Annotated in this window: 19 protein-coding genes; 13 read left to right on the forward strand and 6 right to left on the reverse strand. The window is 70.4% G+C overall.

Annotation, left to right across the window (positions count from 1 at the left end):
• Positions 1-32 precede the first annotated feature (32 nt).
• The gene (locus tag ACPEH0_RS10050) at positions 33-1169 is read right to left on the reverse strand and encodes an ROK family transcriptional regulator (protein WP_064001299.1); all 1137 of its coding nucleotides are present in this window, start codon (positions 1167-1169) and stop codon (positions 33-35) included.
• Positions 1170-1275: 106 nt separating this feature from the next.
• On the opposite strand from ACPEH0_RS10050, the gene ACPEH0_RS10055 reads away from it, so the two are divergent.
• On the forward strand, positions 1276-1674 hold the full coding sequence (locus ACPEH0_RS10055) for a YrdB family protein (RefSeq protein WP_217531615.1): 399 nt from the start codon (positions 1276-1278) through the stop codon (positions 1672-1674).
• Complete coding sequence (locus tag ACPEH0_RS10060; protein WP_366214017.1) at positions 1671-3038, forward strand: FAD-binding oxidoreductase; 1368 nt, start codon at positions 1671-1673, stop codon at positions 3036-3038. The genes ACPEH0_RS10055 and ACPEH0_RS10060 overlap by 4 nt, the downstream gene beginning before the upstream one ends.
• Here ACPEH0_RS10060 and ACPEH0_RS10065 read toward each other — a convergent pair.
• Positions 3029-3151, reverse strand: coding sequence for a hypothetical protein (locus ACPEH0_RS10065; protein ID WP_366214016.1), 123 nt, complete (start codon positions 3149-3151; stop codon positions 3029-3031). The genes ACPEH0_RS10060 and ACPEH0_RS10065 overlap by 10 nt on opposite strands.
• Positions 3152-3238: 87 nt before the next feature.
• On the opposite strand from ACPEH0_RS10065, the gene ACPEH0_RS10070 reads away from it, so the two are divergent.
• From ACPEH0_RS10070 to ACPEH0_RS10080, 3 genes are all read left to right on the forward strand, one after another.
• Entirely contained in the window at positions 3239-3670 is a 432-nt protein-coding gene (locus ACPEH0_RS10070; RefSeq protein WP_366214015.1) for a hypothetical protein, read from the forward strand.
• Positions 3667-4311: a L,D-transpeptidase gene (locus ACPEH0_RS10075; RefSeq protein WP_366214014.1), complete on the forward strand. Its 645-nt coding sequence runs from the start codon at positions 3667-3669 to the stop codon at positions 4309-4311. Before ACPEH0_RS10070 ends, ACPEH0_RS10075 begins: the two co-directional genes overlap by 4 nt.
• A gap of 67 nt (positions 4312-4378) precedes the next feature.
• Entirely contained in the window at positions 4379-4831 is a 453-nt protein-coding gene (locus tag ACPEH0_RS10080; RefSeq protein WP_217531611.1) for a GNAT family N-acetyltransferase, read from the forward strand.
• A gap of 63 nt (positions 4832-4894) precedes the next feature.
• Here the strand turns inward: ACPEH0_RS10080 and ACPEH0_RS10085 are convergent, their stop codons facing one another.
• Positions 4895-7111: an NADP-dependent isocitrate dehydrogenase gene (locus ACPEH0_RS10085; protein ID WP_366214013.1), complete on the reverse strand. Its 2217-nt coding sequence runs from the start codon at positions 7109-7111 to the stop codon at positions 4895-4897.
• Positions 7112-7247: 136 nt separating this feature from the next.
• Between ACPEH0_RS10085 and ACPEH0_RS10090 the strand changes: the two genes are divergently transcribed.
• Positions 7248-8216 carry an acetylxylan esterase gene (locus ACPEH0_RS10090; protein WP_366214012.1) on the forward strand — a complete coding sequence of 323 codons (969 nt, stop codon included), beginning with the start codon at positions 7248-7250 and terminating at the stop codon, positions 8214-8216.
• Here the strand turns inward: ACPEH0_RS10090 and ACPEH0_RS10095 are convergent, their stop codons facing one another.
• Positions 8217-9224 carry a LacI family DNA-binding transcriptional regulator gene (locus ACPEH0_RS10095; RefSeq protein ID WP_217531608.1) on the reverse strand — a complete coding sequence of 336 codons (1008 nt, stop codon included), beginning with the start codon at positions 9222-9224 and terminating at the stop codon, positions 8217-8219.
• A 272-nt stretch (positions 9225-9496) separates the two neighbouring features.
• Between ACPEH0_RS10095 and ACPEH0_RS10100 the strand changes: the two genes are divergently transcribed.
• The 7 genes from ACPEH0_RS10100 (at position 9497) to ACPEH0_RS10130 (ending at position 18172) form a co-directional block, all read left to right on the forward strand.
• Positions 9497-10813 (forward strand): ABC transporter substrate-binding protein, encoded by a 1317-nt coding sequence (locus tag ACPEH0_RS10100; RefSeq protein WP_217531607.1) that lies wholly within the window; start codon positions 9497-9499, stop codon positions 10811-10813.
• Between the two features lie 14 nt (positions 10814-10827).
• Positions 10828-11826, forward strand: a complete 999-nt coding sequence (locus tag ACPEH0_RS10105; protein WP_217531606.1) for a carbohydrate ABC transporter permease — start codon at positions 10828-10830, stop codon at positions 11824-11826.
• Positions 11823-12719: a carbohydrate ABC transporter permease gene (locus tag ACPEH0_RS10110; protein WP_217531605.1), complete on the forward strand. Its 897-nt coding sequence runs from the start codon at positions 11823-11825 to the stop codon at positions 12717-12719. Before ACPEH0_RS10105 ends, ACPEH0_RS10110 begins: the two co-directional genes overlap by 4 nt.
• The gene (locus ACPEH0_RS10115) at positions 12716-15217 is read left to right on the forward strand and encodes a glycoside hydrolase family 2 protein (RefSeq protein WP_366214011.1); all 2502 of its coding nucleotides are present in this window, start codon (positions 12716-12718) and stop codon (positions 15215-15217) included. Before ACPEH0_RS10110 ends, ACPEH0_RS10115 begins: the two co-directional genes overlap by 4 nt.
• A complete protein-coding gene (locus tag ACPEH0_RS10120) occupies positions 15214-16179 on the forward strand; it encodes a glycoside hydrolase family 113 (RefSeq protein ID WP_423719454.1) in 966 nt (321 codons plus the stop codon). Before ACPEH0_RS10115 ends, ACPEH0_RS10120 begins: the two co-directional genes overlap by 4 nt.
• Positions 16176-17099 carry an N-acetylglucosamine kinase gene (locus ACPEH0_RS10125; protein WP_366214010.1) on the forward strand — a complete coding sequence of 308 codons (924 nt, stop codon included), beginning with the start codon at positions 16176-16178 and terminating at the stop codon, positions 17097-17099. Before ACPEH0_RS10120 ends, ACPEH0_RS10125 begins: the two co-directional genes overlap by 4 nt.
• Before the next feature lie 236 nt (positions 17100-17335).
• Positions 17336-18172, forward strand: coding sequence for an endonuclease domain-containing protein (locus ACPEH0_RS10130; RefSeq protein ID WP_217531602.1), 837 nt, complete (start codon positions 17336-17338; stop codon positions 18170-18172).
• Between the two features lie 195 nt (positions 18173-18367).
• Here the strand turns inward: ACPEH0_RS10130 and ACPEH0_RS10135 are convergent, their stop codons facing one another.
• Positions 18368-20179, reverse strand: coding sequence for an ABC transporter ATP-binding protein (locus ACPEH0_RS10135; RefSeq protein WP_366214009.1), 1812 nt, complete (start codon positions 20177-20179; stop codon positions 18368-18370).
• Positions 20176-21996 (reverse strand): ABC transporter ATP-binding protein, encoded by a 1821-nt coding sequence (locus ACPEH0_RS10140; protein ID WP_366214008.1) that lies wholly within the window; start codon positions 21994-21996, stop codon positions 20176-20178. Before ACPEH0_RS10140 ends, ACPEH0_RS10135 begins: the two co-directional genes overlap by 4 nt.
• Positions 21997-22124: the final 128 nt, after the last annotated feature.

The following is a 22124-nucleotide window of genomic DNA, read 5'->3' on the forward strand; positions in this document are numbered from 1 at the left end:
GATCGTCGCGGGAGATGCGGGTGGTGCGGGGGTCAGGACACGCCGAGACGGCCGGACAGGACCATGACGGCTGCACCGCGCAGGACGATGTCCTCGCTGTGGGTCGACATGCGCACCTGGAGCCCGTCGTGGAACGTGGCGAGGGTCCGGGTGCGTACCGTCTCGGCGGCAGCCTCGGCGAGGGTGCCGCCGAGCAGGTCGGCGGGGCCGGAGAGGGCGATCTCCGACAGATCGAGGGCGCCGACGATCGGCGCGAGGGCGATGCCGAGGCGCTCGCCGGCGTCGCGGAGCACCCCCTGCGGGTCGTCCGCGGCGGCGAGCCGCTCGGTGAGGGCGGGGACCGCGAGCCAGGCCTCGAGGCATCCGATCTTGCCGCAGGCGCACGCGGGGCCGCCGTCGGTGCCGACCGTCACGTGGCCGATCTCGCCCGCGGCGAAGCGGGCGCCGGCGAGCGGCTCGCCGCCGGTGAGGAGCCCCGCACCGACACCGCGGCCGACCCGGACGAGGATGACGTCGTCGCCCGCTCCCCCGAACGTGTGCTCGGCGAGGACGGCCGCGTTCGCGTCGTTGGCGACGAGGACGGGGAGACCGAGCTCGGCCTCCAGCTGCCCGGCGAGATCGACGTCCGTCCACCCGAATCCGGGCGCCGCGAGCACGACGCCGCGGTCGTCGACGACACCGGGCGTGCCGACGCCGAGGCCGAGCACCGGCGCGTGCGCGTCGGCGATGACGTCGCGCGCGAGGCGGACGATCGCGGCGAAGACGTCGCTGCGATCGGCGGGTACGTCGACGGCGTGCCGGGCGACGATCTCGCCGTCGAGGGTGAGCACGGCGCCGGCGAACTGCTCGCTGCCCGACAGGTCGAGCCCGGCGATGCGGTGGCCGTCGCGGTCGATGTCGACGAGGATCGCCGGTTTTCCGGGACCGGATGCCTCGCGCACCCCCTGCTCGATCACGTAGCCGTCGTCGATGAGGCCGGCGACGAGGTCCGAGATGGTGACGCGGGTGAGGCCCGTCTCGCGGGCGAGGTCGGCGCGGCTCATGGCGCCCTGCGTGAAGAGCGCCTGGAGCACGAGCGCGCGGTTGTGGGCGCGGGCGTGCTCGGGCAGGATCTTGCCGGCGGTGCGGCGGCTGCGGGTCGCGGGGGCGGGTCGCGTCGGGGTCGACATGTTTGTTAGTAGACCTTACGAATAGGGTCGCCACAAGATGCCCGACCCCGTTTGCGAGCAGTCTTAACAAACTCGTTACACTTCCCCGCCCGCGTAGGATCGAACCATGTCCGAGCTCCCCCACGTCCGGCCCGAACGACCCGCGGAGCCCGCCCCCGCAGCCACCGCCCCGGCACGTCTCTCCGGACTCGACCTCCTCAGCTTCCTGTGCGCGATGTTCGCCGTCGTGTCGCTCGCCGTCTGGGGTTTCACGGCGTGGGATGCTCCGTGGAACGTCGTCCTCGGCATCGCGACCCCGCTCGCCACCCTCATCGTCTGGGGCCTGTTCGCCTCACCGCGCGCCGTGGTCCGGGTCCACCCGTTCGTGCGCGGCCTCGTGGAACTGCTCATCTACCTGTCGGCGACGATCGCGTGGTGGAGCGCCGGTCAGGCCTGGATCGGCCTGGGCTTCGCGCTCGTCGCCGTCGTCGTCGGCGTCCTGGCGGGTCGTCGACGGCTGTCGTGACCGACGTCGTCGACCGCCTCCGCGACGCGCTCGGCGAGCGCGTCGACACGAGCGAGGCCGCCCTCGAAGACGCCCGCGCCGACAAGTCGGGACACCGCGCGTCGGGACGACCGCTCGCGCTCGTGCGGGCGGCATCCGTCGCGGACGTGCAGACCACGATGCGGATCGCATCCGCCACGGGCACGCCGGTCGTGACCCGCGGCGCCGGCACGGGCCTCGCCGGCGGCGCGAACACCGGCTCGGGCGAGATCGCCCTGTCGCTGCGCGGCATGGACCGCATCCTCGAGGTGCGGCCCGACGACCTCCTCGCCGTCGTCGAACCCGGCATCCTCAATGCGGATCTCGGCCGCGCCCTCGCTCCCCACGGCCTGTGGTGGGCGCCCGACCCCGCCAGCCGCGAGATCTCCACGGTCGGCGGGAACATCGCCACGGGGGCGGGCGGACTGCTCTGCGCGAAATACGGCGTCGTCCGCGACGCGGTGCTCGCCCTCGACGTGGTCCTCGCCGACGGGCGCCTCATCTCGACCGGCCATCGCAGCGTGAAGGGCGTGACCGGCTACGACCTGACCGCGCTGATGATCGGCTCGGAGGGCACGCTCGGGGTCGTCGTGGGTGCGACGCTCAAGCTCCGACGGCTCGTGCCGGGGCAGTCCCGCACCCTGACCGCCCAGTTCGCCGATGTGCGCGCCGCCGCCGCGGGTGCTGCCGCCGTGACCGCCGCCGGGGTGCAGCCCGCGATCATGGAGCTGATGGATGCCGTGAGCCTGGCGGCCGCGCACGCGCTGCTCGCGCTGCCGAGCCCCACACCGGGTGCGACGCAGCTCACGGTCCAGACCGACGGCGCCGCCGCCGCCGCGGAACAGGCGGAGATCGCCGAGATCCTCACCGCCGCGGGCGGCGCGGTGCGCCTGGCCACCGACGACGCCGAAGCGGCGCAGCTGTGGGCCGTGCGCCGGGCGATGCACCCCGCGATGGAGAGCCTCGGGACGGCGCTCATCGAAGACGTGTCGGTGCCGCGCAGCGCCCTTCCGGCGATGTTCGACGAGATCGTGCGCATCGAGGCGGAGTTCGGCCTCACGATCCCGACCGTCTGCCACGCCGGCGACGGCAATCTGCACCCCAACTTCATCTTCGACGGCGACGAGGTCCCCGAGCGCGTCTGGCAAGCCGCCGACGCGCTCTTCCGCGCCGCGCTCACCCTCGGGGGCACCCTCACCGGGGAGCACGGGATCGGCGTCCTCAAGAGCCGGTGGCTCGCCGACGAGATCGGCGACGATCAGTGGGCGTTGCAGCGCGGCATCAAGGCCGTGTTCGATCCGGCCGGCATCCTCAATCCGGGCAAGGTGTTCGCCGCTCAGCCGTGACGCGCGGTCGCGCCGACCGCCGCGGTCGTCTCGCGCGGCGCGGCGGGACTCGTCGTCACCGCCAGCACCATGGAGACGATGCCGACGACACCCGGGATGGTCGCGGGCAGCACCCCGACGGGTCCGCCCGCCCCCGGTCCACCGTTCCCTCAGGGCGATCGTGGCAGTCTCGAACGGTCCCGTCCTCGAGGAGGTCCGCTGTGCCCGCATCCCGCTCCGTCCGCACGACCGGTGCGCTGGTCGTGGCCGGCCTCGTCGCGCTGGGCGGCGCCGCGTGCACGTCGTCGTCGCATCCCGAGGCGGACGGCCAGAGCGTCGCCGCCGCGTGCGCGGCCCTCGCCGACTCGGTCGAGCAGGCGATGAGGGCGTTCACCGAGGCGGATGCCGCCGACCCGGCCGCCGCGGCGCAGGCGACCGCCGAGGTGCGCGACGACCTCGCCGCCGCGGTGACGTCGATCGGCAACGCACGCGTCGAGGCCGTCGCGGCCGATCTGCGGGCGGGGTTCGACGTCCTCGCCGAGGCGACTGCCGCGGCCTCGAAGGGCGACATCGCCGGCGCGACGGGTCTCGCCGACGCCACCGATCGCATCCGCACCGGCCTCGCCGAGTATCACGATCTGTGCAGCGGATGATCGGTGATCCGCCCTTCACGATCACCGCCGACGCCGCCGCGATCCAGCTCGCCGTCGACAAGCTCCCCGAGGTCGTCAACCAGGACCCGATCACGGCTCAGGTGCTCGCGAACGAGGCCGGTGAGGTCCTGACCGCGATCGTCGAAGGCCAGGACGGGCGCGTGCTGGGCGACACGTCCGGCGTCGCGCGTGATTTCGCCGACCAGCTCGCGACGGGTGATGCGTCGTACGCGCTGCCGGTCGACGTCACGCCGCGGGAGACCGTGAGCACGGTGCGTCTGGCCGAGGTCGACCTGGGCGAGCAGCGCCTGTACCTGAAGGAGAACGGCAAGGTCGTCGACACCTGGCTCATCTCGAGCGGTCGCGTGGGGGCAGAGACTCACACCGGTCGATACTCGATCGGCTGGCGGCTAAAGAGCCAGGACATGTCTGGAACGGCTCGCGACACCGGTGAGCCGTACACCCGAGAAGGTGTCCCATGGGTGATGTACTTCAACGGCAATCAGGCCTTCCACGGTGCGGACTGGCACAACAACTTCGGCAACCAGATGAGCGCCGGCTGCGTGAACATGCCGCCCGCCCTCGCGAAGAAGCTCTACGACTGGATGCCCGACGGCGGCGACGTCTGGATCCACTCCTGAGCGTCATCTGACGACCCGCATCCGTCGTCCCCGTGCGACGGGCTGCGATCACGGTTAGCCTGTGCTCATGGCTGACCTCCGCGTGGAAGAACTGTCGGCGTCGACGATCGTCGCCGTGAACACCCTCTCGCTCAAGCCGGGCCAGGAACGCTTCATCGCGCCCGAGAGCTACGCGATCGCCGCAACGGTGGTCGACCCCGCCACTTCGTGGCAGCGTGTGATCCTCGACGGTGACGAGGTGGTCGGCTTCGTGAGCGCCGGCTTCGACGCCGACGCCCCGCACGAGCACTTCCGCTCGGTGCTGTGGCGGATCAACGTGGATGCCGACGACCAGGGTCGCGGCGTCGGGCGCTACGCCGTCGAGCAGCTCATGAACGAGGCCCGCGCGCGCGGGTTCGATCACGTGAACGTCATCTACGAGGCCGGAGAGGGCGGGCCCGACGCGTTCTTCCGCCGCGTCGGCTTCACCCCCGTCGACGAGACCGAGTACGGCGAGGTCGTCGCGCAGATCCGGCTCTGACGCTCCCCCGAACGCACGGATGCCCCGGCCCGCACTCGCGGCCGGGGCATCCGTTTGTGCGGATCAGAGTCCGTCGATGATGCCGTTCAGCGTCGCGGAGGGCCGCATGACCTTCTCCACCAGCGCCGGGTCGGGACGGTAGTAGCCGCCGATCTCGGCGGGCGAGCCCTGCACGGCGACCAGCTCGGCGACGATGGTCTCCTCGCCGGCGGTCAGCGCCTCGGCGACCGGGGCGAACGCCGCCGCGAGCTCGGCGTCGACGGTCTGACGCGCCAGCTCCTGCGCCCAGTAGGTCGCGAGGTAGTAGTGGCTGCCGCGGTTGTCGATCGTGCCGAGGGCACGGCCCGGCGACTTGTCCTCTTCGAGGAAGGTCCCGGTCGCGGCGTCGAGCGTGTCGGCGAGGACCTTCGCGTGCGGATTGCCGGTGTAGTCGGCGAGGTGCTCGAAGGATGCCGCCAGCGCGAAGAACTCGCCGAGCGAGTCCCACCGCAGGTAGTTCTCCGCGACGAGCTGCTGCACGTGCTTGGGGGCGGAGCCGCCCGCGCCGGTCTCGAACAGTCCGCCGCCGGCCAGCAGCGGGACGATCGAGAGCATCTTGGCGCTCGTGCCGACCTCGAGGATCGGGAAGAGGTCGGTGAGGTAGTCGCGCAGGACGTTGCCGGTGACCGAGATGGTGTCCTCGCCGCGGCGGATACGCTCGAGCGAGTAGCGGGTCGCGTCGGCCGGAGCGAGGATCTCGATCGTGAGACCGTCGGTGTCGTGCTCGGCGAGGTAGGTCTTCACCTTCGCGATGAGGTTCGCGTCGTGGGCGCGGTTCTCGTCGAGCCAGAAGACGGCGGGCGCACCCGTCGCACGCGCACGGGTGACGGCGAGCTTCACCCAGTCGCGGATGGCGACGTCCTTGGTCTGCGTCGCGCGCCAGATGTCACCGGGCTGGACGGCGTGGGAGAGGAGGACCTCGCCCGCTGCGTTGACGACCTCGACGGTGCCGGCCGCGGCGATCTCGAACGTCTTGTCGTGCGAGCCGTACTCTTCGGCGGCCTGCGCCATGAGGCCGACGTTCGGCACGGAGCCGATCGTGGCCGGGTCGAGCGGACCGTTGGCGATGACGTCGTCGATCGTCGCCTGGTAGACGCCGGCGTACGAGGAGTCGGGGATGACGGCGATGGTGTCATCCTCGCCGCCGTCGGCGCCCCACAGCTTGCCGCCGTTGCGGATGAGCGCCGGCATCGAGGCATCCACGATCACGTCGGAGGGGACGTGCAGGTTCGTGATGCCCTTGTCGGAGTTGACGTACGACAGGCGCGGGCCGTCGGCGATGGCCGCCTCGAATGCCGCGCGGATCTCGTCGCCGCCCTCGACGCCACCGAGACCGGCGAGGATCGCGCCGAGGCCGTCGTTCGGGGTGAGTCCGGCAGCCGCGAGCGTGTCACCGAAGCGCGAGAAGACGTCGGCGAAGAACGCGCGCACGACGTGGCCGAAGATGATCGGGTCGCTGACCTTCATCATCGTGGCCTTCAGGTGCACGGAGTACAGCACGTCGTCGGCCGCCGCCTGGGCGATCGTGTCGGCGAGGAAGGCGTCGAGGGCCTTCGCCGAGAGGAACGTCGCGTCGACGACCTCACCGGGCAGGACCTTCAGACCCGACTTCAGCTCGGTGACGGAGCCGTCCTCCCCCGTGAAACGGATCGTGAGGACGTCGTCGTTCTCGATGACCGTCGAGGTCTCGTTGGACTTGAAGTCGTCGTGGCCGAGCGTCGCGACGCGCGTCTTCGACCCCTCCGCGAACGCCTTGTTGCGGTGCGGGTGCTTGCGCGCGTAGTTCTTGACCGACAGCGGCGCGCGGCGGTCGCTGTTGCCCTCGCGCAGGACCGGGTTCACCGCGGAGCCCTTGATGCGGTCGTAGCGGGCGCGGACGTCCTTCTCGGCGACGTCCTTGGGCTCGTCCGGGTAGTCCGGGATGTCGTAGCCCTGGGACTGGAGCTCGGCGATGGCCGCCTTCAACTGCGGGATGGATGCCGAGATGTTCGGCAGCTTGATGATGTTGGCCTCGGGGAGCGTCGCGAGACCGCCGAGCTCGGCGAGCGCGTCGCCGACCTGCTGCTCGGGGGTGAGCTTCTGGGGGAAGGCGGCGAGGATGCGGCCCGCGAGCGAGATGTCGCGCGTCTCGATGCCGACGCCCGCCTTTCCGGCGAACGCTTCGACGATCGGCAGGAAGGACGCCGTCGCCAGCGCGGGAGCCTCGTCGGTGTAGGTGTAGATGATGGTGGAATCGGGCACGTGTCGTCTCCAAGAAAAGGGCGTCGCGGATCGGTCTCAGCGTATCGCACCGCCCCCGTTTCTCTCGATGTCGAGATATCTCGGCGGGCGCGGAAGACACCTGCGTGCGCGGCCGGATGACCGCTAGGGTGAGCGCGTGCCGCGCTTCGATCTGCCTCTGTCCGACCTCCGCGACTACCGTCCCGACGTCCGCGTCCCCGCGGATTTCGACGCCTTCTGGTCGACCACGATCGCGGGTGCTCGCGAGGCGGGCGGGGCGCCCGTCGTCACTCCCGTGACGACGCCGCTGCGCGGCATCGAGGCGTTCGACGTCACGTTCCCCGGGTTCGCGGGCGACCCGGTCAAGGGCTGGCTGCTCCTGCCCGCGCACCGTGACGGGGCGCTGCCCGCCGTCGTCGAGTTCAACGGCTACGGCGGCGGACGCGGGCTCCCCGTCGAGCGGCTCGGGTGGGCGGCATCCGGGTACGCGCACTTCTTCATGGACACGCGCGGCCAGGGCAGCGCGTGGGGGGCGGGCGGCGCGACGCCCGATCCGCACGGCTCGGGCCCCGCCTTCCCCGGCTTCATGACGCGGGGCATCGACGACCCCGAGACCTACTACTACCGGCGCGTGTTCACCGACGCCGTGCGGGCGATCGACGCGGTGCGCACCCTTCCCGAGGTGGATGCCGCCCGCGTCGCCGTGACCGGGGGCAGCCAGGGCGGCGGCATCGCGATCGCCGCGGCCGCGCTGAGCGACGGGCTCGTCGCCGCCATGCCCGACGTGCCGTTCCTCTGCCACTTCGAGCGCGCCGTGGGCATGACCGGGCGCGACCCGTACGAGGAGGTCGCGCGGTACCTCGCCGTGCACCGCGGCGCCGAGGAACGCGTCTTCGAGACCCTGGCGTACTTCGACGGGGTGAGCTTCGCCGCCCGGGCGGATGCGGCATCCCTCTTCTCCGTCGCGCTCCTCGATCCGATCTGCCCGCCGTCGACGGTGTTCGCCGCGTTCAACGCATGGGCGGGGGCGGACAAGGAGATCGAGGTGTTCCCCTTCAACGAGCACGAGGGCGGTCAGGCGCACCAGTGGCTGCGGCAGGCCGAGTTCCTCGCGGCGCGGATCTGATCAGTCGTCCGCGGGCGGGCGCTCGCCCGTTCCTCGCTCGATGATCCACGTGGGCAGCGTGATCTGGCGCACGAAGCCAGAGGGGTCCCCGATCCGCTCCATCGCGAGCGTCGCCGCGCGTCTGCCGAGTTCGAGCGGGTCGTAGGAGATCACCGAGACACCGAGGACGTCGGCCGTGTCGAAGTCGTCGAAGCCGATCAGTGCCGTCTGCTCGTCGCCGCGCGCTCGCAGGGCGCGGAGTGCGCCGACCGTCACCCGGTTGTTCCCGGCGATGATCGCGGTGGGGGCCGCATCCTCCCGCCAGAGACGCTGGACGAGATCGAGCGGCGGGATCGTGAGGTCGTCGCCCAGCATCTCCCATCGGGCCGAGTCGACGCCGATCTCCGACATCGCCTGCCGGTAGCCCGCGAGCCGCTCGGACTGCGTCCAGACGGACGCCGGGTTGCAGACGTAGGCGATGCGACGGTGACCGCGCGCCGTCAGCCGCCGGGTCGCCTCGAGGACGGCGACGCGGTTGTCGAGGACGATCGAGTCGGCCGCGAGGTTGCGCGCCGGGCGGTCGATCGCGATCACCGGGGTTCCCAGTTGGCGTTCGCCCTCGAGGTAGGACTGGTCCTCGCCGACCGGGATGAGCAGGAGCGCTCCGACCCGCTGCGCCAGCAACGCGTCGGCCACGCGGCCCTCCCCTTCCTCGGTGTCGTCCGTGGTGGCGACGACGAGGCTGAACCCGTGGGCGGAGAGCTCCTTCTCGATGCCCGCGGCGACCTTGTAGTAGAACGGGTTGCTCAGCTCGCCGATGATGAAGCCGACCGTACGGCTCCCGCCTCGACGGAGCCCCTGCGCGAGGCTGTTGGGCCGGAACCGCAGCCGTTTCGCCGAGGCGAGCACGCGTTCGACCGTCTGGGGGGCGACGAGCTCGCGTTGGGCGAACACGCGCGAGACCGTCTTCGAACTGACGCCGGCCAGACGTGCGACATCGTCCAGCGTGGCCCGTTGCTGCACCGTCATCGTGCCTCCTCCGCGCCAGACTACCAGTCCGACCGAAATGACGACGATAGACATTTCTGCGACATCAACCCGCGAATGGGTCGTCATGCGGGTTGATAAATACCGGATCAGAGCCAAATCGACATTGCATTCCGGTAGCAGGACAGCTTCAGACAGCGCTGACATTCATGTCTTGTGAGCCGTAGCTCCGAGAGCTAACGTGAGCCGCGTCGGCGCCGTTGCCGACCCGCACCCGAGTGGTTTCGAAGACGAACCTGACAGGAGACGCACACATGGCACGTACACGGATCGGCGTCGCGATCGCGACGTTCACCGTCGCCGGCATCGCCCTCGCCGGCTGCGCCGGCGGCGGAGCGCAATCCGCTGGCGACAACACGATCGACGGCGAGGTGGCCGGCGACATCAAGGTCGTCACCTGGCGCACCGACCTGGTCGAGGACGGCACCTTCGACAAATACGCGAAGGAGTTCCAGAAGACCTACCCCGACGTGAATGTGACCTTCGAAGGGATCACGGACTACGCCGGCGAGATGCTCACCCGCATGTCGACCACCAACTACGGCGACGTCATCGGCATCCCGGCGATCAAACCCGACCAGTACGAGCAGTTCCTCGAACCGCTCGGCGACACGTCGTCGTTCGAAGACACCTACCGCTTCCTTCCGGCCGCCAGCTACGACGGCACGCAGTACGGCATCGCCTTCGGCGGCAACGCCAACGGCATCGTCTACAACAAGAAGGTCTTCGAAGAGGCGGGCATCACCGAGCTGCCCACCGACCAGGCGAGCTGGCTCGAGACCCTGCAGAAGGTGAAGGACGGGACCGATGCGATCCCGATGTACACCAACTACAAGGACGGCTGGCCGCTGACGCAGGCGTTCGGCAACCTCGGCGCGATCACGCACGACCCGGACGCGCCCATCACGATGGCCGAGGACCCGGCGCCCTGGACCGAGGGCACCGACGCCTACGCGGTCGACTCCTTCCTCTACGACACCGTCGAGGCGGGGCTCACCGAGGAGGACCCGCTCACCACCAACTGGGAGCAGTCGAAGGTCGACCTCGGCACGGGCAAGATCGCGACGATGCCGCTCGGCTCGTGGGCCATCTCGCAGATGCAGGCAGCCGCCGAGGCGAACGGCGGCTCCGCCGACGACATCGGCTACATGGCCTTCCCCGCCAACGTGGACGGCACCCAGTACGCCGTCATCGGCGGCGACTACAACCTCGCCGTGAGCAAGCACTCCAAGGCGAAGGCCGCCGCGTGGGCGTGGATCCAGTGGGTCGCGGCCGACTCGGGCTACACCGAGGCGCAGGGCATGATCTCGCCCGTGCTCGACAAGCCGCTCCCCGAGAACCTCGCCGGGTTCGAGGACTCCGGCGTGGAGCTCATGGAGATCAACCCCGCCCCCGCCGGCAAGGAGGGTCTCATCAACTCGATCGCCGATGACTCGCAGATCGACCTCTACGGCCCGCTCTACCGCCAGAAGCTGGTCGACATCGCGCGCGGCGCCGCCGACGGCGACAAGGAGAGCTACTTCGCCGAACTCAACGAGCGCTGGGGCGCATCGGTCGAGAAGCTCGGCTGAGAGAGGCATCCACGATGGCGATCGCAACTCCCGGCTCCGCTCCCGCGGACGCCCCTGCGGTCCTGTCCGCACCCGCCCGGGTGCGCCGGCTTCGCGGCTCGCGCCGCGGGACCGGCGCACCCGGCGCCGGGTCGCGCGGGGCGGGACGCGGGATCGTCCAGCGACTGACGCCCTGGCTCTTCCTCTCGGGGGCCGTCGGCCTCCTCCTCCTGTTCACGTACTGGCCCGCGCTGAACCTCTTCTACTACTCCGTCACCGACTGGGACGGCATCGACCTCGAGAAGAACCTCGTCGGGCTCGACAACTACATCCAGGTGTTCACCGACCCTCGCATCTTCAGCGTCTTCTGGGTGAGTCTGTACTACTTCGCGGCGTCGTTCCTGCAGATGGGGATCGCCCTCTACTTCGCGACGATCCTCAGCTTCTCGACGCGGTTCTCGAACCTCTTCCGCGGCATCCTGTTCTTCCCGTACCTGATCAACGGCGTCGCCATCGGGTTCGTCTTCCTCTACCTCTTCCAGCCCGGCGGCACCCTCGACACCGTCCTCGGCTGGTTCGGCCTCGCCGACCCGCCGCAGTGGCTCGGCGACCCGGACGTCGTCAACTGGTCGCTGGCGGGCACCTCGGTCTGGCGCTACACCGGCCTCAACTTCGTCCTGTTCCTCGGCGCGATCCAGTCGATCCCGCGCGAACTGTACGAAGCCGCGGAGCTCGACGGTGCCAACAAGTGGCAGCAGTTCTGGTCGATCATCGCCCCCGGTATCCGTCGCATCATCGGCCTGTCGTTCATCCTCGCCATCGCCGGCAGCCTGTCGGTGTTCGAGGTGCCCTTCATCATGACCGGCGGCGCCAACGGATCCGCGACGTTCGTCATCCAGACCCTGCAGACCGCGTTCTCGTTCCGGCAGGTGGGCCTCGCCTCGGCGATGGCCGTCGTCCTGCTGGTGATCGTCCTGGTCGTCACGGTGATCCAACGACGCGTGTTCCCCGACGAGAAGGTGGACCTGACGTGACCGCCACCCTGATGCCGCCGACGAAGCCGACGGCGCTCCCCCGGCGCCGGTCCGCGCGGACGCCGCTGCAGCGCCTCGGCAGCCTGAGCGCGACGGCGGCGAAGTACACGAGCCTCGTGATCGCGGCGATCGTGACGCTGCTGCCGCTGTCGGTGCTGCTGTTCGCGGCGATGAAGAGCTCGAGCGAGTATGCGAGCACGGGCCCCTTCGACCCGCCCTCGAACTGGTTCAACGTCGACAACTTCGTGACCGCGTTCACGAGCGGCAAGATGCTCGAGGGCTTCGTCAACACGACGATCGTGCTCGCCGTGTCGCTCGTCGGCACGATCGCGCTCGGCACAATGGCCGCCTACGCCCTCGACCGCTTCCAGTTCCGCGGCAAGAAGGTCGTCATGGGACTCTTCCTGCTCGCGACCCTCATCCCGGGGGTCACGAGCCAGGTCGCGACCTTCCAGCTCGTCAACGGACTCGGGCTCTACGACACGAAGGCCGCGCTCATCCTGCTGTTCATGGGCACGGACATCATCGCGATCTACCTGTTCATCCAGTTCATGCAGTCCATCCCGATCTCGCTCGACGAAGCCGCCATGATCGACGGGGCGAACCGATGGACCATCTACTGGCGTGTGGTGCTGCCGTTGCTGCGTCCCGCGATCGCGACGGTCGTCATCATCAAGGGCATCGCCGTGTACAACGAGTTCTACGCCCCCTTCCTCTACCTGCCCTCCGAGGGCATGATCTCCACGTCCCTCTTCCGATTCAAAGGGCCCTTCGGCGCGCAGTGGGAGGTGATCGCCGCCGGGACGCTCGTCGTGATCATCCCGACGCTCATCGCCTTCCTGCTCCTGCAGCGTTGGATCTACCAGGGCCTCACCTCAGGAGCCGTCAAGTGACCCACCTCTCCTGCCGCCCCCTCCACGCCGGGTGGACCGTCCGCGCCGCCGCAGGGCCCGTCCCCGACGCCCTCGCAGGTGTCGACGTCGACGCGGTCGTGCCCGGCAGCATCCACGTCGACCTGCTCGCCGAGGGGCGCATCCCCGACCCGTTCCACGGGGACAACGAGTCGCTGCTGGCCTGGATCGGTCTCGTGGACTGGACTTACCGCACCACGTTCGCCTGGACCCCCGACGGCAGCGAACGCCACGACCTCGTCTTCGACGGCCTCGACACGGTCGCGACGATCCGCCTGAACGGCCGCGCCGTCGGCGAGGTCGCCAACCAGCACCGGTCGTACCGCTACGACGTCGCCGCGCACCTGCAGGACGGCGACAACGAACTCGAGGTCGCCTTCCGCGCGCCCGTGCCCTACGCGAACCAGGCCAGCCTCGACCTCGGTGCCCGCCCGCGCCCCTACCCGCTGCCCTATGAGGCGATCCGCAAGTCCGCCTGCAGCTTCGGCTGGGACTGGGGCATCGCCACCTACACGAGCGGCATCTGGAAGCCGGTGCACCTCGAGTCGTGGTCCACCGCGCGCCTGTCGCGGACGCGCGTCGTCGCGACACCGGTGGGCGACGGCGGACGGGTCACCGTCGACGTCGACGTCGAACGGACGGATGCCGCCGGCTCGAACCTGGAGGTGCACGCGATCGTCCGCGGTCCCGGCCTGGACGGCGAGGCGACCGCGAGCAGCGCGGTCGTCGGCGAGACGGGCCGCGTCGAGGTGAACCTCTCGGCCGTCCGACGCTGGTGGCCGGTCGGTCACGGCGAGCAGCCGCTCTACACGGTCGAGGTCGTCCTCCACGCGGCGGGGCGGACACTGGACGCGACCACCCGACGGGTCGGGTTCCGTACGGTCCACTGGGACACCGAGCCGGATGCCGCGGGCACCCCCTACACGCTCGTCGTCAACGACCGGCCGATCTTCGTGAAAGGCGTCAACTGGATCCCCGACGACGCACTCCCCGTGCGCGTCGATCGGGACCGCTACGAGCGCCGACTGCGCCAGGCGATCGACGCGAACGTGAACCTCATCCGCGTGTGGGGCGGCGGCCTCTACGAGTCCGACGACTTCTACGACCTCGCCGACGAACTCGGACTGCTCGTCTGGCAGGACTTCCTGTTCGCCTGCGCCGCCTATCCCGAGGAGGAGCCCCTGCGCTCCGAGATCGAGGCCGAGGCGCGCGAGAACGTCGTGCGTCTGGCGTCGCACGCCTCGCTCGCCCAACTCGTCGGCAACAACGAGAACCTGTGGGGCTTCGAGGACTGGGGCTGGAAGCTGAGCCTCGACGGCAAGAGCTGGGGCGCGACGTACTACTACGAGCTGTTCCCGGCGATCATCGCCGAACTCGCCCCTCACGTGCCGTACGCCCCCGGCAGCCCGTTCAGTCCGGAGACGGGGTGGGATGCTGCATCCGGCCGTCAGACCGGACCGCACCCCAACGACGAGAAGCACGGCAGCATGCACCTGTGGGAGCAGTGGAACCGCCGCGACTGGTCGACCTACCGCGAGCACACGCCGCGCTTCGTGGCCGAGTTCGGCTGGCAGGCACCGCCGGCGTGGACGACGCTCGTCGACTCGGTCGACGACAGTCCGCTCACCCCGGAATCGCCGGGCATGATCGTGCACCAGAAGGCGATGGAGGGGAACACGAAGCTCACGAACGGGCTGCTCCCCCACTTCCGGATGCCGGCCGATATGGAGACGTGGCACTGGGCCATGCAGCTGAACCAGGCCCTCGCCGTCGGCGCCGCGCTCGACCACTTCCGCTCGTGGGCGCCGCACACGATGGGTGCCGTCGTGTGGCAGTTCAACGACTGCTGGCCGGTCACCTCGTGGGCGGCGATCGACGGAGCCGAGCGGGTCAAGCCGCTGTTCCACGCGCTGAAGAACGCCTTCGCCCCGCGCGTCGTGACGGTGCAGCCGCGGGACGGCCGGCTCGTCGCCGTCCTCGGCAACGACACCGATGAGACGTGGAGCGTTCCGCTGCGGACCCGACGCGTCTCGTTCGGCGGCGACGTGCTCGCCGACGGCGCGGTGGACGTCACCGTCGAGGCCCGGGGGACGCTCGCCGTGACGATCGACACCGACCTGACCACGCCGACGGATGCCGCCGCCGAAGCGCTCGTCGTCGACGCCGACTCCGCGCGCGGGGTCTGGTACTTCGCCGAGCCGCGCGACTCGACGCTCGGCGACCCGGGCCTGACCGTCGCGACGCGCCCGGTCGAGGGCGGCACGGAGGTGAGCATCACGGCGGAGCGGTTCGCCCGCGACGTCTCGCTGCTCGCCGACAAGGTGCACACCTCCGCGCAGCCGGCCGACGGCCTGCTCACGCTGCTCCCCGGCGAGACCGGGCGCATCGTCGTGCACCACGACGCCGGCATCGCACTCGATGCCGCCGCCCTCGCCGATCCGCGCGTGCTCCGCTCCGCCAACCAGCTGGTGACCGGATGACCGCCCTCGAGGGGCCCGTCTGCGGCATGACGTGGGGGTGGACGGGCGTCCGCGGAACGTGGACGACGCCCGCCGCAGCGGCATCCCTCGACGCGATGGCCGACCACGGCGTCACCTGGACGGCGCTCGCGTACGCCGCCGAGCAGGCGACCGCGTTCTCGACCGACATCCCGTTCCGCGACGAGCCGACGGTGACCGAGGACGAGATCGTGCACGCGATCCGCGCCGCGCACGAGCGTGGCATGAAGGTGTGCCTGAAGCCGGTCGTCAACGTCGCCGACGGGACCTGGCGCGCCTTCATCGGCTTCTTCGACTGGGACGTCCCCGGCGAACCGAGCTGGACCGAGTGGTTCGCGTCCTACCGGGCGTTCATCCTCGACGCCGCCCGCATCGCGCAGGCCGAGGGCTGCGCGATGCTCTGCGTCGGCTGCGAGATGGTGCGCGCCGACGGGCAGGAGGCCCACTGGCGCGAGCTCATCCGGGCGGTGCGGGAGGTGTACTCCGGACTGATCACGTACAACTGCGACAAGTATCAGGAGGACCGGATCGGCTGGTGGGACGCGGTCGACGTGATCTCGTCCAGCGGCTACTACCCGATCGACGCGTGGCAGGAGAACCTCGACCGGATCGAGGCGGTGGTCGCGGCATCCGGCACGCCCTTCGTTTTCCTCGAGGCGGGCTGCCCGTCGCGGGAGAACTCCCCGATGAGGCCGAACGACTGGGCTCTCGAGGGCGCTCCGTCGGGCCAGGCGCAGCTCGACTACTACCGCGCGATGTTCGACGCGTGCGGCGAGCGGGAGTGGGTGTCGGGCTTCTTCCTCTGGGACTGGCCGGCGGAGCTCTACGCGCCCGACGCGGCGGAGGACAACGACGACTACTGTCCATACGGGAAGCCGGCGGGCGAGTTCCTGCGCTCGCGCTATCGTGCGCTGACGACGGCTGCCACAGGAGGAGGACGATGAGCGCGCGCCGCGTGCTGGCCATCGACGCCGGCCAGAGCGACATCAAGGTGCGGGTCGACGACGGCTCCCGTCGGGAGGACCTCGCGTTCCGCGGCATCCACACCGGCGGACCGCTCCTGCCCCAGCTGGCGCGCGTCGTCCACGAGACCCTCCAGCGCACGGGCACCGAACCCGACGTCGTCGCGGCGGGGATCTCGGGACTCACCGACCGCGACGCGGATGCCGACGCGCTGCTCTCGCTCGTCCACGCCGACGGCGTGCGGGCCACGATGCTCGCGCACGACTCGACGACGTCGTTCCTCGGTGCGCTCGGCGACCGGCACGGCGCCGTCGTCGCGGCCGGAACGGGAGTGGTCACCCTGGCCGTCGGTGCGACGGACACGGCCCGTGTCGACGGGTGGGGCTGGATCATGGGCGACGCCGGCAGCGGCTACTGGATCGGTCGAGAGGCGCTCGACGCCGTCATGCGCGCATACGACGGCCGCGGACCGGCGACGCTGCTGACCGACGACGCCCTCGCCCGGTGGCCCGACCTCTCGCAGGCGTACATGGCCCTGCAGGCCGATCACGATCGCGTGCGGGTGGTCGCGTCGCTCGCGCGGAACGTCGCGCGGGCGGCGGATGCGGGCGACGCCGTCGCGCGGGAGATCTCGCACCGTGCCGCGCAGCAGCTCGCGTGGTCCGCTCGGACCGCCGTCCGCCGCGTGCGCACCGACGAGCCGGTGTTCGACGTCTGCGCGATCGGCGGGGTGTTCGCCTCGCGGACGCTGCACGACGCCTTCGAGGCCGCGCTCGGCGAGGGCGCGGGGCTGCGGCTCGTCGCCCCGCAGGGCGTCGGGATCGACGGCGCCCTCGCCCTGGCCGAGATCACGACGGCCCACCCCCTGGGTGCGGCCGTCCACCGCGCCGGCGCGATCTGATCCGCGGCCGGCGTCCGGCGTGCCGAGTGCAGGTTCAGCGGCATCCAACCCCCTGTCGCGGATTCGGAGATGTGCCCTGGATTCGGACGTGATCGCGCGAACACGTCCGAATCCAGGGCCGGGATCCGAATCCGACGCACGCCCTCGTCTCCTCCACGAACAGGCCGGCGCTGCACGCGCGCACAAGAACCGGCTCCTGCGGGTGAGCACGGTCCCCAGCGCGCCACGCTCACCGTATGGAACTTCGCGCGTTCGTCGACAGTCGCGGTGGCATCGTGCACCGCTCGGTGCTCCTCGCTGCCTGCGCATCCCCGCGGGCGCTGCAACGCGCGGCAGCGCGTGGCGAGATCGAGCGTGTGCGCCGATACTGGCTCGCCACGCCCTCCGCGCCGGCGGATCTGCGCGCCGCAGCACTCTCGACTGCGCGCGTCGCCTGCGTCTCCGCCGCACGTCACCGCGGGTGGTGGATGCCGCCCGAAGTCGATGCGAGGCTGCACCTCCACGTCCTCCCCCACGCGGAGCCTCCGCGCGGCAACCGTGTCGCGCACTGGACGCGGCCGCTCGTCCCCGTGGGACGCGCATCGCTCGTGGAGTCCGTCCACGACGCTCTCGACCACATCTCCGCGTGCGTTGACCGCGAAACCGCGACCGTCCTCTGGGAGTCGGCCTGCCGTGTCGAGAGACTGACGCCTGCCGATCTACGGCGGGTGCGGTGGCGGTCGGCATCCGCTCGGGAGCTCTGCGACCAGATCACCGGACTGCACGATTCAGGCCTGGAGACGATCTTCGCGGTGAGGATGAGGAGCGCTGGAATCGCCGTGCGTTTCCAGCAGTTCGTGGCCGGCCACCCCGTGGACGCGCTCATCGGCGAGCGACTGGTCGTTCAACTCGACGGCTTCGCTTTCCACTCGACCTCCGCCGACCGCACCCGCGACGTCGCGCATGATCGCGAACTCATCGCCCGCGGCTTCACCGTGCTGCGGTTCACCTACGCAGAAGTCCTGCACCGCTGGGACAGCGTCGAGCGGGCGATCTCTCGCGCCATCGCCCAGGGCGCGCACCTCTCCACCTGAAGACCCCTCCCCGCGCCGCTCGTCGCCGACACCGCACGCCTCGGATTCGGACATCCGCCTCGGATTCGGACGGGACTGCGCCTGCGCGTCCGAATCCGAGGCCGCGATCCGAATCCGGGACACACCGCACCACGAACGACGGATGCCGGGGCCCCGACTTCGGGCCCCGGCATCCGTCAGCGGCTCAGCGCCGGCTCAGACGAGCGATTCGCGCCAGGCGCGGTGCAGCTGCGCGAACTTGCCCGTGCCGGCGATGAGGGCGTCGGGGGTGTCGTCCTCGATGATCCGGCCGTGCTCCATGACGAGCACGCGGTCGGCGATCGCGACCGTCGACAGACGGTGCGCGATGATGATCGCCGTGCGGTCGGCGAGCAGGGTGCCGAGGGCCTCCTGGATCTGCCGTTCGCTCGGGATGTCGAGCGACGCCGTCGCCTCGTCGAGGATCAGCACCGCGGGGTCGGCAAGGAACGCGCGCGCGAACGAGATCAGCTGACGCTGACCGGCCGAGACGCGGCCACCGCGCTTGTTCACGTCGGTGTCGTACCCGTCGGGCAGCTTCTCGATGAAGGCGTCCGCACCGACCGCGCGGGCCGCCGCACGGATCTCGTCCATCGTCGCGTCGGGCTTGCCGAGGGCGATGTTGTCGGCGACCGTCCCGCTGAACAGGTACGCCTCCTGCGTGACCATGACGATCGCGCGGCGCAGGTCCTTCGGGTGCAGCTCCCGCAGGTCGACGCCGTCGAGGGTCACGGCCCCCTTCGTCGGGTCGTAGAACCGCGCGACGAGCTTGGCGAGCGTCGACTTGCCGGCGCCCGTCGTGCCGACGAGGGCGATCGTCTGCCCGGCCGGGATGTCGAGCTGGAAGTGCGGCAGGATCGTCTTCGACTCGGAGTACCCGAACGTCACGTCGTCGAAGCGCAGGTGGCCGGTCGCCTGGCGCAGGTCGACCGGCTTCGTGGGGTCGGGGACCGTCGGGTCCTCCTCGAGCACACCCGACACCTTCTCGAGCGCGGCCGTGGCGGACTGGTACGAGTTCAGGAAGAACGCGACCTCCTGCATGGGCGCGAAGAAGTTTCGCACGTACAGGACGGCCGACAGCAGGAAGCCGAGCTCCAGCGCGCCGCTGACGACGCGGAGACCACCCCACAGCACGACCGCGGCCAGGGCGAACGAGGCGAGCGCCATCATCGCGGGCTCGAACGTGCCGAACAGGCGGATCGAGCGCATGTTGATGTCGCGATAGTCGCTCGCGAGCCCACCGAACTCGCCGTCGTTGGCCGGCTCCTTGCGGAAGGCCTTGACGGCGCGGATGCCGGTCATCGTCTCGACGAACTTGACGATCACCTTCGCACTGACGACGCGGGACTCCCGGTAGACGACCTGCGAGCGCAGGTAGAACCAGCGCATGAGGAAGAACAGCGGGATGCCCATGAAGGCGAGCACGAGACCGGACTGCCAGTCGAGCAGGATCAGCGCGACGAGCGTGAACCCGCCGTACAGCAGGCCCGAGACCAGCTCGTTGAGTCCGCCGTCGAGCAGCTCGCGGATCGTGTCGAGGTCGCTCGTCTGACGCGAGATGATGCGGCCGGACGTGTACGACTCGTGGAACTCGAGGCTGAGCTTCTGCGTGTGCAGGAAGATCCGCTTGCGGAGGTCCAGCATCACGGCCTGCGTCAGCCGGGCCACCACGACGGCGTACCAGCCGATGAGGGCCGCACCGCCGATCGCAGTGACCAGGAACACCGCGACGACGGCGATCGTCGGCATCCAGTCGGCTTCCTTCTGGACGGCCGGCAGCGCGTTCGCGATGCCCCAGCCGACGAGGGCGGGGCCGGCGACGCGGAGGATCGTCGAGATGACCAGCACGATGCCCGCGAGGACGAGCTGCATCTTCAGCGGCATGACGAGCGACCCGAGCAGTCGCAGCGAGCGGCGCCGGATCTGCCGGCTCTCCTCGCGGGTGTAATCGGAGCGGTCTTCGCCGCTGGTGCCCGTGACGGTGCTCACAGGGACACCTCCCTCTTCTGCTGACGTTCCTGCTCGTCCTCGAGGCTCGAGATGACGTGCCGGTAGTGCTCGCTGGTGCGCAGGAGCTCGGAGTGCGTGCCGACGGCGGTGATACGCCCCTCTTCGAGGAGGGCGACGCGGTCGGCGAGCGTGACGGTGGACGGCCGGTGGGCGACCACGAGGGCCGTCGTCTCGGCGAGCACCACGCGGAGGGCGTCCTCGACGAGCGCCTCGGTGTCGACGTCGAGAGCCGACAGCGGGTCGTCGAGGACGAGGACGGCCGGGCGGGCGGCGACGGCGCGGGCCAGTGCGAGACGCTGACGCTGACCGCCCGAGAGGCTCAGCCCCTCTTCGCCGATGACGGTGTCGACGCCGTCGGGCAGGTCGTCGACGAACGCCGCCTGCGCGACCTGCAGGGCTTCGCGCAGGACGCGCTCGCCCTCGGGGCTGTGCGGGTCGAGGTCCTCACGACCGAGGAGGACGTTCTCGCGCACGGTCTGCGAGAACAGCGTGGCGTCCTCGAAGGCCATGCCGACGTGACGGCGCAGCTCGGTCAGCGGCAGCGCGCGCACGTCGACGCCGTCGAGCAGCACGCGTCCGCCGGTGACGTCGTACAGGCGTCCGGGCAGCGTCGTGAGCGTCGTCTTGCCCGAGCCGGTGAGACCGACGAGCGCCATGGTCTCGCCCGGCCGCAGCGACAGGTCGATGCCGTCGAGCAGGTCTCGCTCGGTGGCCGCGGCATCCTGATAGCGGAACCGCGCCCCCTCGAAGACCAGCTCGCCGCGGGGTTCGGCGATCGAGACGGGGTGTTCGGGGTCGACGATCGTGTTCTGCTCGTCGAAGACCTCGAAGATGCGGTCCGTCGCGGTGCGCGCATCGACGAGGAACGAGAACAGGAACCCAATCGACTCGACGGGCCACCGCAGAATGGTCGCCATCGCGAAGAAGGCGATGAGCGCCGCGGTGTCGATCTGCTCCACCGACACGAGGTAGATGCCCGCGCCCAGGCACAGCGCGAACGCGATGTCGGGGAGCAGCACCAGCCAGAACCAGATCCAGCCGACGGCCTTGGCCTTGCTGATCTCGGTCTCACGGAGCGTCTCCGCCTGACGCGTGAACTTGCGCAGGGCGTGGCTGCCGCGGCCGAAGGCCTTGAGGACACGGATGCCGTGGACCGACTCCTCGACGGCGGTCGCCAGGTCGCCGGCCTGGTCCTGGCTCTGCCGCGAGAGCATGCCGTAGCGGTTCTCGAAGACGTAGCCGGCGATCCACAGCGGTGCGGAGACGACGACGAAGATCGTGCCCAGCAGCCAGTGCCAGCTGAACAGGATGGCGGAGCCGACGACGATCGTGATCATGTTCACGACCAGCAGCACGACACCGAAGGCCATCCATCGACGGATGAGGCCGATGTCCTGCATCATGCGGCTGAGCAGCTGGCCGGACTGCCAGCGGTCATGGAAAGCGACCGGCAGCCGCTGCAGGCGCGCGTAGAAGTCGGTGCGCAGCTCGTACTCGACGGCGGTGGCCGGGGCGAGCACGAACCAGCGGCGCGCCCACACCATGAGCGCCTCGAGGAGGCCGAGCAGCAGCACGGCGCCGGCGCCGAGGGCGATCAGCCACGGGTCACCCGAGGCGATGGGGCCGTTCGTGCCGACGATCTGCTCGAGCACGAGGGGGATGGTGAGACCCAGCAGACTCGCGATGAGCGCGCTGAGGGCGCCGAGCCCCAGGCGCGGGAGCACGGGCTTCGCGAAGGGGATCAGGCGGGCGAGGGAACGGGCGGTGGACAGACGGGGATGCGTCGAGGAGGTCATGATCCTGCACAGGTGAGGAGCGGATGCCGAAGCGGCGAGGAGCGCACGGGGGCGCGGACGATCGGGGTCTCGGGGACCCGTCGAGGGAGAACGATGAAAGGCGCGGGAAGCTTCCGCGCGAGGTCAGA

It is taken from the genome of Microbacterium sp. NPDC079356 (assembly GCF_049545465.1).
Classification (GTDB): domain Bacteria; phylum Actinomycetota; class Actinomycetes; order Actinomycetales; family Microbacteriaceae; genus Microbacterium; species Microbacterium gawkjiense.

Bases quoted from the DNA above. Each gene is read 5' to 3' on its own strand.
- ACPEH0_RS10050 (WP_064001299.1), bottom strand. From the start codon at position 1,169: ATGTCGACCCCGACGCGACCCGCCCCCGCGACCCGCAGCCGCCGCACC.
- ACPEH0_RS10055 (WP_217531615.1), top strand. From the start codon at position 1,276: ATGTCCGAGCTCCCCCACGTCCGGCCCGAACGACCCGCGGAGCCCGCC.
- ACPEH0_RS10075 (WP_366214014.1), top strand. From the start codon at position 3,667: ATGATCGGTGATCCGCCCTTCACGATCACCGCCGACGCCGCCGCGATC.
- ACPEH0_RS10080 (WP_217531611.1), top strand. From the start codon at position 4,379: ATGGCTGACCTCCGCGTGGAAGAACTGTCGGCGTCGACGATCGTCGCC.
- ACPEH0_RS10095 (WP_217531608.1), bottom strand. From the start codon at position 9,224: ATGACGGTGCAGCAACGGGCCACGCTGGACGATGTCGCACGTCTGGCC.
- ACPEH0_RS10100 (WP_217531607.1), top strand. From the start codon at position 9,497: ATGGCACGTACACGGATCGGCGTCGCGATCGCGACGTTCACCGTCGCC.
- ACPEH0_RS10105 (WP_217531606.1), top strand. From the start codon at position 10,828: ATGGCGATCGCAACTCCCGGCTCCGCTCCCGCGGACGCCCCTGCGGTC.
- ACPEH0_RS10120 (WP_423719454.1), top strand. From the start codon at position 15,214: ATGACCGCCCTCGAGGGGCCCGTCTGCGGCATGACGTGGGGGTGGACG.
- ACPEH0_RS10125 (WP_366214010.1), top strand. From the start codon at position 16,176: ATGAGCGCGCGCCGCGTGCTGGCCATCGACGCCGGCCAGAGCGACATC.
- ACPEH0_RS10130 (WP_217531602.1), top strand. From the start codon at position 17,336: ATGGAACTTCGCGCGTTCGTCGACAGTCGCGGTGGCATCGTGCACCGC.
- ACPEH0_RS10140 (WP_366214008.1), bottom strand. From the start codon at position 21,996: ATGACCTCCTCGACGCATCCCCGTCTGTCCACCGCCCGTTCCCTCGCC.